The sequence below is a fragment of the Isoptericola sp. Y541 genome (assembly GCF_059445465.1).
This window is the reverse complement of record NZ_JCAIUJ010000015.1, coordinates 1-11,520: the sequence shown is the minus strand read 5'-3', so window position 1 is coordinate 11,520 and position 11,520 is coordinate 1. Positions and strand designations below refer to the sequence as shown.

15 protein-coding genes and 1 pseudogene are annotated in these 11,520 nt (G+C 66.8%); 10 read left to right on the top strand and 6 right to left on the bottom strand.

Annotation, left to right across the window (positions count from 1 at the left end):
- Positions 1-127: pseudogene (locus AC1C2V_RS19650) on the top strand (IS481 family transposase); the annotation flags it as partial.
- 7 nt (positions 128-134) lie between these two features.
- Here AC1C2V_RS19650 and AC1C2V_RS19645 read toward each other — a convergent pair.
- Genes AC1C2V_RS19645 through AC1C2V_RS19635 form a run of 3 tightly spaced genes read right to left on the bottom strand, consistent with a single transcriptional unit; the run spans position 135 to position 1,302 of the window.
- Positions 135-638: a GNAT family N-acetyltransferase gene (locus tag AC1C2V_RS19645; protein WP_495391336.1), complete on the bottom strand. Its 504-nt coding sequence runs from the start codon at positions 636-638 to the stop codon at positions 135-137.
- A complete protein-coding gene (locus tag AC1C2V_RS19640) occupies positions 635-916 on the bottom strand; it encodes a type II toxin-antitoxin system TacA family antitoxin (protein WP_495391335.1) in 282 nt (93 codons plus the stop codon). Before AC1C2V_RS19640 ends, AC1C2V_RS19645 begins: the two co-directional genes overlap by 4 nt.
- The gene (locus tag AC1C2V_RS19635; protein WP_495391334.1) at positions 871-1,302 is read right to left on the bottom strand and encodes an FAD-dependent monooxygenase; all 432 of its coding nucleotides are present in this window, start codon (positions 1,300-1,302) and stop codon (positions 871-873) included. The genes AC1C2V_RS19640 and AC1C2V_RS19635 overlap by 46 nt, the downstream gene beginning before the upstream one ends.
- Positions 1,303-1,780: 478 nt before the next feature.
- Between AC1C2V_RS19635 and AC1C2V_RS19630 the strand changes: the two genes are divergently transcribed.
- Positions 1,781-2,983: a hypothetical protein gene (locus AC1C2V_RS19630; protein WP_495391333.1), complete on the top strand. Its 1,203-nt coding sequence runs from the start codon at positions 1,781-1,783 to the stop codon at positions 2,981-2,983.
- A gap of 92 nt (positions 2,984-3,075) precedes the next feature.
- A complete protein-coding gene (locus AC1C2V_RS19625) occupies positions 3,076-3,543 on the top strand; it encodes a hypothetical protein (protein ID WP_495391332.1) in 468 nt (155 codons plus the stop codon).
- Between the two features lie 883 nt (positions 3,544-4,426).
- Here AC1C2V_RS19625 and AC1C2V_RS19620 read toward each other — a convergent pair.
- Positions 4,427-5,011 carry a recombinase family protein gene (locus tag AC1C2V_RS19620; protein ID WP_495391331.1) on the bottom strand — a complete coding sequence of 195 codons (585 nt, stop codon included), beginning with the start codon at positions 5,009-5,011 and terminating at the stop codon, positions 4,427-4,429.
- A 383-nt stretch (positions 5,012-5,394) separates the two neighbouring features.
- On the opposite strand from AC1C2V_RS19620, the gene AC1C2V_RS19615 reads away from it, so the two are divergent.
- Both AC1C2V_RS19615 and AC1C2V_RS19610 read left to right on the top strand, forming a co-directional pair.
- A complete protein-coding gene (locus AC1C2V_RS19615; protein ID WP_495391330.1) occupies positions 5,395-5,763 on the top strand; it encodes a hypothetical protein in 369 nt (122 codons plus the stop codon).
- 100 nt (positions 5,764-5,863) lie between these two features.
- Positions 5,864-6,088: a hypothetical protein gene (locus AC1C2V_RS19610; RefSeq protein WP_495391329.1), complete on the top strand. Its 225-nt coding sequence runs from the start codon at positions 5,864-5,866 to the stop codon at positions 6,086-6,088.
- Positions 6,089-6,234: 146 nt separating this feature from the next.
- On the opposite strand, the gene AC1C2V_RS19605 is transcribed toward AC1C2V_RS19610, so the two are convergent.
- Entirely contained in the window at positions 6,235-6,621 is a 387-nt protein-coding gene (locus tag AC1C2V_RS19605) for an ArsR/SmtB family transcription factor (RefSeq protein ID WP_495391328.1), read from the bottom strand.
- 27 nt (positions 6,622-6,648) lie between these two features.
- On the opposite strand from AC1C2V_RS19605, the gene AC1C2V_RS19600 reads away from it, so the two are divergent.
- Both AC1C2V_RS19600 and AC1C2V_RS19595 read left to right on the top strand, forming a co-directional pair.
- Positions 6,649-7,470 (top strand): NADPH-dependent F420 reductase, encoded by an 822-nt coding sequence (locus AC1C2V_RS19600; RefSeq protein WP_495391327.1) that lies wholly within the window; start codon positions 6,649-6,651, stop codon positions 7,468-7,470.
- Between the two features lie 35 nt (positions 7,471-7,505).
- Positions 7,506-8,462, top strand: coding sequence for a zinc-binding dehydrogenase (locus AC1C2V_RS19595; protein ID WP_495391337.1), 957 nt, complete (start codon positions 7,506-7,508; stop codon positions 8,460-8,462).
- A 314-nt stretch (positions 8,463-8,776) separates the two neighbouring features.
- Here AC1C2V_RS19595 and AC1C2V_RS19590 read toward each other — a convergent pair whose 3' ends face one another.
- Entirely contained in the window at positions 8,777-9,370 is a 594-nt protein-coding gene (locus AC1C2V_RS19590) for a PadR family transcriptional regulator (protein ID WP_495391326.1), read from the bottom strand.
- 66 nt (positions 9,371-9,436) lie between these two features.
- On the opposite strand from AC1C2V_RS19590, the gene AC1C2V_RS19585 reads away from it, so the two are divergent.
- The 3 genes from AC1C2V_RS19585 to AC1C2V_RS19575 all read left to right on the top strand — a co-directional run.
- Complete coding sequence (locus tag AC1C2V_RS19585; protein ID WP_495391325.1) at positions 9,437-10,378, top strand: hypothetical protein; 942 nt, start codon at positions 9,437-9,439, stop codon at positions 10,376-10,378.
- A gap of 290 nt (positions 10,379-10,668) precedes the next feature.
- Positions 10,669-11,232: an RNA polymerase sigma factor gene (locus AC1C2V_RS19580; protein WP_495391324.1), complete on the top strand. Its 564-nt coding sequence runs from the start codon at positions 10,669-10,671 to the stop codon at positions 11,230-11,232.
- The coding region (locus AC1C2V_RS19575; protein WP_495391323.1) for a hypothetical protein at positions 11,229-11,520 on the top strand (292 nt) is incomplete at its 3' end. The genes AC1C2V_RS19580 and AC1C2V_RS19575, both read left to right, overlap by 4 nt.

Sequence of the window (11,520 nt, the reverse complement as noted above, 5' to 3'; positions counted from 1 at the left end):
AACCGAACAGCGCAACGCTGCTCTGCCCGGCTGGCTCCACTTCTACAATCACCACCGAGCCCACTCCGCCATCGGCGGCAAGCCACCAATCACCAGGCTGACCAACCTCCCTGGACATCACATTTAGGCGATGTCTACGCGGTGGCTTCGAGGACCTGAGCCAGCGGGAGGAACAGCATCGGCTCGGTCGACGGAGCCTCGTAGAACCCGCGCCGGATCCACCACGCGTGGGCGACGTCGTCGAGGGGGTGCACGACGACCGCCACGAACCCGATGCCTACCTCTGCGCCGTGCGCACAGCGGATGAGGGCGTCGGCGAGCAGGCCGGAACCGAGCCGCGAGCCGCTTGCTTTCCGATCGACGGCGAGCCGGCCCAGGACGATGACGGGCAGCGGGTCAGGTTGGTTGCGCTGCATCTTCTTGGGCAGGTCGGAACGTAGTACCGCACCCGCCGCGATGCTGTAGTAGCCCACGACAGCCTCGCCGTCATCGGTGCTCACAAACGTCTTCGATGCGCCGGTCACCTGGTTGAGGCGTGCCCGCTTACGCAGGAACGTGTCCATGGACTCGGCACCGCAGTCGAACGCGTCGACCCTGTGGTGCTCGGCCAGCGGCTCGACGGGGTAGAAGAGCGTCACGGCTGTTTGAACACCCCCAGCGCGCTGAGGGTCTGGAGGAGGCGCGGGTTGGAGGTTACGGGCTCGTTCAGTGCCCGCTCGAACTCGGCCCACTGGCTGTCAGGCACATGGAACACGCGCCGATCGGCGAGGGTGTCCTCGGCACGTTCCACGGCGGCGTGGACGGCAAAGTCCGTGGTGGAACGACCGAGGGTATGAGCAGCAGCCTCGATGGTCTGCTTCTGCTCGGGTGTCACGCGCAGCGCGATGCGCTCGTCCTTGGTCTGTCGTACAGGCATGCGATCACTGTACGCCTGTTGTGTGCCACTGACCAGAGCGAATCGGACCACTGGCCATGCCACCGACCCAAGGCGTGATGCCCGGCCTGCTGGTTGTTCAGGCGCCGAGCGCCGCCGCCCCGCGACCCCTCTCCTGGTTGGCAGTGACGTACGGGGCGCAGCCGCTCCTCGTTGGCGGCGAAGGCGGAGGCGTGGTCCAGCCAGCCCGCCCGCGCCTCGGCGAGGCACCGCGCGAGGGCGTCGGCGCCGACGAGCGCCCGAGAGGTACCCGTACCCGACGGCGGTGCGGCGCACGCGGCGGCATCGCCGACCAGCACCACCCGGCCCGTCGACCACCGGTCCAGCTCCACCTTGGCACGAGGAGGCGAAGAGGAAGTGCAGCTCATGCAGCTTGGTTCGAGCGCGGCGGAGGTGAGCGTGTCGCCGACCCAGCCCGAACCCCCACGAGCCAACGAACTAGTACCCAGGCAACCGAGTTGCTACCAACCCGCTAGACAGTTGTGGCGTACTGGTTGCCTCCGGGTCGCATCCCCCCTACTCTCAGGTCACCCTCAGCGTCACATCGGGGTGTGAATCCGAATTGGAGTCTCGATAAACCCTTTCGATCCTTATCGATGTTGATAATGATCCAAGGATCGTGACCCCCTGCGTAGATAAGAAACACAGATGCGATCTCCTGCGTTCCGCACACTCGTTTCCGCTGCCACAGCAGCCGGCATGGTACTCGTAGCATCGCCGGCAATGGCTCAAACAGACGCTAGCGCACCTTCCAATCTCCAATTCGTTCCTCCAGGAACTGCGAAAGCGCTCTCAGGAACACTCGAGAATAACGGCAACCCGGTCCCTTTTGCGGATGTTGTCGTCGTGGCCTGGCCCACCGACGCGGTACTGGCTACCCTCGCTCCCGACCAGCAAGTTCCGCTCGTAGCTCTCGCGAATACATCTACGAACGCTGACGGGTACTACGAGATCTACATCGACGAGAATAGGATCACCGATTCTATTCTCGATCCCGCAACGATGTTCCTAGACCTGGAGATTCAAGCGGCGACCGACGATTTCGAGATGTCTTGGGAAACATCACTCAAATATCGCTATCCCAAGGGAGACGTTCTCGGAGCCTTCTCACCGGCCGCGAACGATTCCTACGACGAAGCCGGACAGGCAGCCAACGCCGAAATCAGCTTCGACTTTGGAAGCGCGACCGTGACGGACAACCAACTTATCCCGGCCGTCGAGGACGAAACTGAGGAAGCGATCCCTGAAGAAAGCGAAGAAGAACCGCCGGGCGAGGGCCTGGACCCGGAGGCCGAATCCGCCGCGATGGGCGCAGGCGCAGCGCTCCGCGCCGCTAACGTTGGGGACGCAGATTCAGACGGGACCCTGACGACTGCCGTTAGGCCTCGTGCCATGGTTGACGAGTACCTGAAGATGCTTGGCAAGTCTGATGCCACGACCGCGGGCGGCCGAGCTGTGGCATCTACGCCGTGTCTCCCGGCGCCTACAGGTCGTAAGGACATCGGACGACGCGAGTACTTCACCATTGCTCAGGGGGTGGCGAACGCCAAGGTGGATGTCTCCCAGGCGCAAGGTACGACCCACACCCTTGGAACCGCGATCTCGTCAAGCGGTGGCTGGAAGGCTCACGGCTCCGTGACCAAGACGCTGTCGGGTTCTGCCTCGCTCAGCAACATCTCCGGAACGTACAAGATGTATAACAGGGTGACGTACCTTGAGTTCAAGAATCTCTGCGGCCCGTCCTACGGTAAGCACTGGCGTTACTACAGCACGTACGCGATTCTTGCGGGCAAGGTGAAGACGTCTGCTCTCCTCTTCTCGAATTACTGCAACACTTGGAGCAGCGGCTACAAGTACTCGCACGATGAGGGCAAGAATGTCACCTACGGCACGGGCATGGATCTTTCATTCATCAACGTGTCTGCGCGTTCTGGCTGGAACTCCGACACCAAGTTGCATTGGGACTTCGTTGGAAAGGCGAAGCTCTGCTGGAGCAATGCCACGTTGGGACAGACTCGATCTCCTCGGATCGTCGCGAGGTCCGCGTGATTCGTGGCGTTCGAATTCTACTCGCGGTTGCCTTGGTTAGTGCATCAGCATGCGCGTGCTCTGGGCCTTCGCCAGAACCTCCCACTCAGACGATGTCCTTAGCTGGCGACGACGGCGGCGATAGTGTTATCGCCTCGGTAGCGGTTCAAGACGTCGAGCAGGAACAGGCTCACTCGATTCAGATTGCTCAGGTATGTCTAGTCACCGACGGGACCGCAAAAGGTACCATCACCGGCGTTTCGCCCGAGAATACTGAATCGGGTCTCGTTATCGACGACTTTACCGTCGTGAGCGGAGCTAAGGACCAGGACTCCCTTGGGGGAAATGTCGGGACGTTGGAAGAGAACGGCCTGACTCCCGGAGCGGATGAAGTTAGGGCGGCGTGCGGGCGGGATGTTCCGGATTCCGTTCTGATCCAGGTGCACCCGGAATATGGTTCCGATGGGGAGGCGCATTCCGATCAGATTCGCATCGACTATGAGTCAGGAGGGAAGAACGGGGCGTTCGACAATCGGATGTCCCTGACTATGTGTTCTCCAGGGAACAGCTCGTGTGACTGAGGATTCCGTCCATTGACAGGGCCCGGGGGCCCCGGGCCCTGTCACGCTTCCTCGCAAGGTCGCCGCGCTAGCAAGCTGCTAGCAGGCTCGGTTCTGAGCCAGGCCCTAGGTGTGGTCGGCGCTGAGTACGCCCCTGGACGTGCAGCAGCAGATCCCGAAGTCGACGGCCGGCGGGCACGTGTTCGTCGACGAGTCGAAGGCGCGCGACTACCCCTTTGTAGCGGCTGTTGAGCTGCCTGGGGGCCTCACGTCGGCGCGACGGGTCGTTCGTGAGCTGACGGCGCCTGGTGCGCCGCGGCTGCGCATGAAACACGAGTGTGACGACCGCAAGAAGCAGATCCTCGCTGCCTTCAGCGCGCTCGAGCTGGACGTCAAGGCGTACCGGGCCGCGTGGACGGCCTACCGCACCGAACTCGAGCGACGCGCCCGGTGCCTGCGGGCTCTCGTCGACGACGTCGCCGGGACCGGCGGGAACGGCTCTGCCTGGAGCGCGACGAGATCCTGGTCCAGCGCGAGCGGCAGATCCTCATCGAGGAGACGCGTCGCACCGGCTGCCCGACAGCCTGTAGTACAGGCACGGGGCCGCCGCACAGGAGCCCTTGCTCGCCATCCCCGACGCGATCGCATGGGCCTGGGCGAGGGGTGGTGACTGGCGGCGTCGCCGCACCGGCCTCGGTGGCCGAGGTGGTCGACGTCTAGCCTTGTCGCAGCGGGCCTCCCCTGCCAAGAAGTGCGAAACCCGAGCGCCACGACCATTCCGGACGGGTCTCGGGTTCACTTCCCGAAGCTCAACGCAACGGGCTACCACAACCCTGGGCTTCCCCAGCTGAGCAACGGCAAGCCCTCTTCGCCGTCGCCTGCGACACGTGGGGCAACGCGAGAATTAGTTCGCGGCCGGAGTGCGGCGCGACGGGACCACGACATGGCGGCGGACCGTGGACACCGAGACGCCAAACGCGCGGGCGATCTGGGCGATGGGCTGCCCGCCACCGTAGGAAGCTCGCGCAGCAGCGATCCTTTCGGGACTCATGACGGTGGGCCGGCCGCCGACCTTGCCCCGCGCTCGCGCGGCCGCGAGGCCGTCAATCGTGCGTTCGCGGATGAGGTCGGCCTCCATCTGCGCCAGGGCGGCGAGCATGTGGACCATGAATCGTCCGCCCGCGCTCGAGGTGTCGATCTGTTCCGAGAGGGACCGCAGACGTACGCCGCGGCGGTCGAGCTCGTCGACGACCTGCACCAGGTGCTGCATCGACCGCCCGAGGCGGTCGAGCTTTGTCACGACCAGGCCGTCGCCGTCGGTCGCCTCCTGCAGCAGGCCGGCGAGTACGGGCCGGTCTTGCCTGCGCCCCGACGCTGTTTCGACACGAATGTGCCGCACGTCGACACCGGTCGCCCGCAGAGCGTCGAGTTGACCGTCGAGGCTCTGTCCCGCGGTCGACACCCGCGCGTACCCGAAGAGGATGCTCATGGCGCTGACCGTAGCGAAAACCCCCAGCGACGGTTCTGAACGACCGGGGGTTTTGACGTGGTGTTTTGACCGGCGCGCCTTCGGCGCGTCGCTTCAAACGCCCCACGCGACCAGAAACGGTCAGTATTGAACTGAGTGGAGGCTCAGCGCTGGGGCCGGATTTGGCAACGGCTTCTTCTGATTGAATCTGCGTGGCGGCGCACCGGTGCGCCTCGTGTTTCTCGTGGATGGAGCGCCAGGTGGACAGACGGAGCCCGAGATCCCGCCTTCGGATCGTCGGAGCGCTGGGGCTCGCCACCGTGGGCCTGCTGGCTGGATGCGGCGCGCCCATCGGGCCCCCGCCTGACGCCGCCCCGCCGGCTACACCGACAACGCGCGAACCCATGCCTACATCCAGGGTGGCAGACATGTGTGCGGTGCTTCCCACCTACGTCGCCGGCACCAACGACGTTCCCGGGCAGCCCGACGGCGGCTACCAAGGCTGGTTCAACAGCACGCCCGCCGATGCCGACGGACGGCCACTCAGCGATCCAGCGGACTGGCCCGAGGAGATGCGGGAGCACCCCAGGGTCGCCCTCGTGAACACCTGGTCCAACACCGTCGTCGCGTCCTACGACCGTGTGCGGTGCGGCGAGGTCGAGGGCTGGCAGGTGCCGGAGGACACGTCCGACTGGCCGCAGAAATCCCTGGTTGTCGTGGACGTGTCGACGGGCGAAGTCGTCGAGCATTTCGCGGTCGGCCGTGACGGGTGACGAAGACGTGGCCCCGGCGCCGGCAGGGCGGCCGGTGCCCGCTGATCGCAGGACCGCTCGGCGAGCCTTCGTCGTGGCGCTCTGGTGTTTCGGATGGTGCGTGGCACTGCTCTCCGTGTTCCCGCTCCTGACGCTCCTGTTCGAGTACGTGCTGCCCGATGGCTTCTGGCCCCTGGCCATCTACACGATGCCGCTCTGGTACCTGGTGAAGATTGCCGCACCGATCCTCTTCCTCGCTGGAACGGCATGGTGTGTTGTGGCCATCGTCCGAACGGTGCGGCAAGCGCATGAGACACGGCGGGATCCCGGTATCCAAGCAGACTGAGGCGAGCTCTCGGGCGGTCATGCTCGACCCAGAGGTTTCGAATGCTCCAACACCCGATTCTTCCGCGCCCCAGAATCGGTCGGATCTGGTGCTCGGTGAATCGACTCAGAACGTCCGACGCGCCCGGCGTGGACCTGAGCTGCCGCCTACTTGCCGGGCTCAACCGTGCCGCCGTCCCCGACCTGGGTAGCAGGTCCGCTCGCGGCGGCCGGCGTGACGGCCAGCTCCTTGAGTACTAGCGGCACGAGGCCGGGGAAGCGGCTGTCGAGTTCTTCGCGGCGCAGCCAGTTGCGGTGACGCGTGCCGTCCACCTCCTGTCGGATCAGCCCGGACTCGCGAAGCACTCGCCAGTGGCGTGTCAGCGCCGACTTGGATACGCCGAAGTCGGAGGTGCTGCAGGACGTGCCCGGATCAGCGGCGATGTACGCAACAAGTGCGCGCCGGACGGGGTCGGCTAGGGCGGACATGACCTCGAAGAGGTCGATCTCGTCCGCGCTAGGGACAGTGAGCGGTCGTGCCAGGCGGCTGGCCATCTTCGCGCCTTCTCTCTGGATGACTTGATGATGTACACGATGTCGCGTACATTGCGATGTACACAAGCAAGCGTACATCTACCCAGGGAGACAACCATGAAGATTTCCGTGATCGGGGCCGGTGCCATCGGCGGCAACCTCGCACGACTGCTCAGCACGGCCGGACACGACGTGCTGGTCGCAGACGCCCGTGGACCAGAGGTCGTACCAGCCGAAGCGCTGGAGGCCGGCGCGCGGGCGGTGCAGCTCGACGCTTCGACCGCCGACCGAGAGGTCGTCATCCTCTCGGTTCCGTTCTCAGTGCAGCCCAAGCTCGCCGACCTCGTCGCCAGCGCTCCCGACGATGCGGTCGTGGTCGATTCATCGAACTACTACCCGCAGCTGACCGGGCCGCACGAGGCCGCGGACAGCGGACAGGTCGAGAGCCTGTGGAGCCAGGAGCAGTTGGGCCGACCGATCGTCAAGGCATGGAACGCCGCACTGGCCGAGACGCAGCGGACCCAGGCGCGCCCGGCCGGACACCCTGACCGGATCGCCCTGCCTGTCGCCGCAGACTCAGACCGAGCACGCAATCTCGTCATGCAACTTGTCGACGACACGGGCTTTGACCCCTACGACGCCGGCGTACTGGCCGAGTCGTGGCGACAGCAGCCGGGCACGCCCGCGTACTGCACCGAGCTGAATGTCCAGGAGCTGGGTCAGGCCCTCGCCATGGCCGACAAGGATGCCGGCCCGGTCAACCGCGACCGTCTCATGGACCACTACGCGAGCCTCACCGCACCGCTGACCCGCGAAGAGGCCGTGGCGACCAACCGCGCAGGCACGACACCAACCGGCAGCACCCGTTGAGCAGCGCAACAAGAATGACAAGCACTGTGAGCACCATGAAGTCGTGGCGGTTCCACGGCACCGGCAAGCCGTTGACCCTGGAAGACGTCGAGGTCCCGCACGCGGGCCCGGGAGAGGTAGTCGTCGACGTCAAGGTCGCCGGTCTGTGCCATTCCGACGTCAGCACGCTCGAAGACCCGGGATGGATGAAGTCCTTCCCGCGCATCCCGATGACCTTGGGACACGAGAACGCTGGAGTCGTCAGCGAGGTCGGTCCCGGAATGGAGCAGTGGACGGTCGGCGATCGAGTCGGGATCGCTCCGGCCATGCCCGACGGCGACGCCATCGGCTACGGAGCCTGGGACGGTGGCTACGGCCCCAAGATTCGCGCCACCGCCCACAACCTCGTCCAACTCCCTGACGAGCTGAACTTCGAGCTCGGAGCAATGGCCACCGACGCAGGCCTCACGTCCTACCACGCCATGGTCACCGTCGGAGGGGCGACGAAGGGCATGAAGGTCGGGGTGATCGGGCTCGGCGGGCTCGGCTACATCGGCGCCCGCGTCGCCGCCCTCCGGGGCGCTGAGGTCTACGGCGCCGATATCGACCCCCGCGCCCGGCAAAACGCCGCCGGGATGGGATTGGCTGGCGTTGCCGAGTCGATCACAGAGTTCGCCGACAAGGATCTCGAGCTGATCGTCGACTACGCGGGGTTCGGGTCCACCACCGCGGACGCGGTGGAGACACTCGGGAATGGTGGGATGTTGGTCCAGGTGGGCCTCGGCCGCCTGGAGGCCACGGTGAACACCAAGGCCGTCGTGTTCAAGCAGCTCAAGATCCTCGGCTCCCTGTCCGGCACCAAGCAGGACCTTGCTGAGCTGTACGAGCTGATGCGCAGCGGCGAACTCAATCCACCGCTCAACAGGATCGACCCTGACGAGATCCCCCAGGGTCTCGAACGACTGCGCAAGGGAGGGGTGGTCGGCCGCCTGCTGGCTGTCTACGGCGATTGACCATGCCTGCATCCGGCCCGGGCACCCACACCAACCTGGTGTCCACAAGAACCAGTGCGCCAAGATGGCGGGCCGCGCCCAAGGAGGTTTCGAAACCTCCAGAACCCGATTCTGAGGCGCTTCAGAATCGGTCGGTTCTGAAGCCCCCTGGATCGTGCTGCTCGTCATGACATCACCTCGGCGGGGATCGCCCAGTCGTACGCGGGCGCGCAGTCGTGCCCGAACCTGCGGCTCGCGGGCTTCTTCACCAGCCGCGCCGACTGCGACGTCACCTGGGACGCCCTGTGGGGCGGCCAGCAGGTGCACGTGCGCGACTACTTCTGAGACGTCGTCCGAGGCATCGCTGGCGCCGGCGACCCGGTCCACGCGAGGTCACCGGTCTCGATGCGCCGGGCGGTGCGCTCGAGCCACCCCAGCTCGGCCTTCCGCAGCGCGAGCGCGTAGCCGCCCTCGATGACGTACAGCTCCGGGAGGCCCGCGTCCGCCGCGCCCGCGACCCCGGCCTCGGTGCCGGCGACCACCTCGCGCACGCCGGCGGCGCGCCGGCGCAGCAGCTCCGCGGCCCCCGCGCGGTCCAGCAGACCGAGGTAGGCGACGGCCTGGGCCATGTGGTCATGGTCAGCGCCGACGTCGGCGATCTGCCGCTCGACGCGCGACCGGAGTTCCTCGGCACCGGCGCGGGTGGTGGCGAACATGGTTCGCCCGGACTCGTCGTCGTCGCGTCGGACCCAGCCCGCGTCGACGAGCGCCGTCAGCACGTTGCGCAGCGAGCCCCGGCCGAGCGCGGTCCCTTGGGCGTCGAGCCGGTCGGCGAGCGTCTGGGACAGGGCGTAGAGGTGCAGCGGCCGCTCAAGGAGGAGGCCGAGGACGGACACGATCACGGAGTTCTTCAGCAGAGATCCGGGCACCCGCACACTCTAGCGTCTATTTAGACGTAAGATGTGGTCTAAATAGACTCTCGAGGGAGACCTTCCATGCGCTTCGGCATCTACCCCGGCGGGCCGCTCGGCACTGACGACGGCACCATTCTCGGCAGCTCCCCGGACGACCCCGGCAAGGCGCTGCACCTGATCGACGCACTGCGCGGCGACGCGGCGTTCCACATCCGCGCCTATGCGAGCTTCACTGACGACCGCGACCCCGGCGACATCTCAACCCAGGCCCCCGGCAACGCGCGTGCCTACACCGCCACCGGGTGCCGGCTCGACCTCGTACTCCAGTACCAGTCGGCCTCCGCCGACGTCGAGGGATACCGACGCTTCGTGCGCACGATGATCGACGCGTACGGCCCGCTGCTCGACACCGTCCAGATCACGGAGGAGGCGAACGTCACCGACAACCCGACGCTTGACGGGTACTACCCGCGGGCGACCGAGGCGCTCGTCGCCGGGGTGCTCGCCGCGCGCGACCTGGTTTGCGAGCGGGGGTTGCGCGTCGCGGTCGGGACCAACACCACGGTGTTGTTCGGCGACCCGGGCTACTACGCGCGACTGGTCTCGACGGGCGGGCAGGAGTTCCGGGATGCCCTGGACTACGTCGGCCTCGACGCGTTCCCGGGCGTCTTCTTCCCGCTGCCGCCGGCCGCCGACCCGGTCGGGGCGTGCGCGTGGCTGCTCGCCGAGCACCGGCGCGTCGCGCTGGCCCCGGCCGGCCTAGACCGCCTGCCGCTGCACATCACCGAGCACGGTTGGCCGACCGGGCCCGAGCGCCCCGAGGAACGCCAGGCCGAGCTGCTGCACGCGATGGTCACCGCCGCGCTCGACCCGGCCGCCGGCGTCGCCTCGTACACGCACTTCTCCCTGCGGGACGCCACGGACGACGGCTCCCTCTTCGGCGGGTTCGGCCTCACCGACGTCGACTACGCACCCAAGCCGGCCTTCACGGCCTATGCCGAGCGCGTCCGCGCACACGTCTGACATCCGAGACCGCCAGATGCGGCGCGTTGGGCACCAGCACCATGGCGGAACAGGCGATGGTCCACGGCAACGAGTGGCGGCGAACGGCGCAGGCTGGACCGCTCGCAGCGCGTCGTCGTCGAGTCGCTGCCTCGCCGCAGAGGTTTCGAAACATCCAGAACCCGATTCTGGCGCGCCTCAGAATCGGTCAGTTTTGAACCGACGGGTCGGCCTGTTGAGATTCCACAAGATTCGGTGTTGCACTCGGGCGCCCGGGAACGATGTAGGGGTGTGAGACAGAGGATGAGTCCGTGACGGCGCCGGCGGACGTGGTGTTCAGCGAGGTCTTCCGGGCGCTGTACCCGGACGTGCTGAGGTTCGTTCAGCGCCGCGCCGATTCGGATGTTGCGGAGGACTTGGTCGCGGAAGTCTTCACCATCGCGTGGAACCGGTGGGCTGACGTGCCGCGCGAGGTGCGCCCGTGGTTGTTCGGCGTCGCTCGCAACGTGCTGGCCGAGGACCGTCGCGCCCACGGCCGGCGGAATCGCCTCGCTCTGCGCATCGGTGCCGAGCGTGAGCTACCGCAGGATGCGATCGACCTCGCGACGACGACGGTGGACCTCCACGTCGCCTGGGCCCGCTTGAGCGATGCCGACCGGGAAGCGCTGGCCCTGGTGGCGTGGGACGGACTCACCGGCCGCGAGGCCGCCCAGGTCCAGGGGTGCACGCGCGCCGCGTTCTCGGTGCGCCTATCCCGGGCGCGCCGCCGCCTCCGGCATCTGCTCGCAAACATCGAACCCGGACCTGACGCCGAGCCGGCTCCATGGCCTGCCCGGCGAGCTCTTCCCGGCGTCGTGGAAGGAACGCAGCCGTGAACCAGATGACCGAAGACCCCACAGTGCGCCGCGTTGCCGACGCCAACCCCGCACTAGGAACGCCGCTCAGCACCGCCGAGGCGACACGGGCCGAGGCCATCCTGGAACGCATCACGACCGCCGTGCCGGCAGCCGCGCGCCCGTCCAGGCCACAACGGCGCTGGTGGGCCCGCATCGCCGCCGCCGGCACAGCCCTGGCTGCGGTCGTCGCCGCCGGCGTGCTCGGGACAGCTCCTGCGTCGGCCGAGTTCGTGCTCCTCGAGGCGGCGGACAATGCCGCCACCCAGC

Excerpts from the sequence above, each read along its gene's own strand:
- AC1C2V_RS19635 (WP_495391334.1), bottom strand. The coding sequence starts at position 1,302 with ATGAGCTGCACTTCCTCTTCGCCTCCTCGTGCCAAGGTGGAGCTGGAC.
- AC1C2V_RS19640 (WP_495391335.1), bottom strand. The coding sequence starts at position 916 with ATGCCTGTACGACAGACCAAGGACGAGCGCATCGCGCTGCGCGTGACA.
- AC1C2V_RS19615 (WP_495391330.1), top strand. The coding sequence starts at position 5,395 with ATGCCTACATCCAGGGTGGCAGACATGTGTGCGGTGCTTCCCACCTAC.
- AC1C2V_RS19600 (WP_495391327.1), top strand. The coding sequence starts at position 6,649 with ATGATGTACACGATGTCGCGTACATTGCGATGTACACAAGCAAGCGTA.
- AC1C2V_RS19620 (WP_495391331.1), bottom strand. The coding sequence starts at position 5,011 with ATGAGCATCCTCTTCGGGTACGCGCGGGTGTCGACCGCGGGACAGAGC.
- AC1C2V_RS19585 (WP_495391325.1), top strand. The coding sequence starts at position 9,437 with ATGCGCTTCGGCATCTACCCCGGCGGGCCGCTCGGCACTGACGACGGC.
- AC1C2V_RS19625 (WP_495391332.1), top strand. The coding sequence starts at position 3,076 with ATGTCCTTAGCTGGCGACGACGGCGGCGATAGTGTTATCGCCTCGGTA.
- AC1C2V_RS19595 (WP_495391337.1), top strand. The coding sequence starts at position 7,506 with ATGAAGTCGTGGCGGTTCCACGGCACCGGCAAGCCGTTGACCCTGGAA.
- AC1C2V_RS19605 (WP_495391328.1), bottom strand. The coding sequence starts at position 6,621 with ATGGCCAGCCGCCTGGCACGACCGCTCACTGTCCCTAGCGCGGACGAG.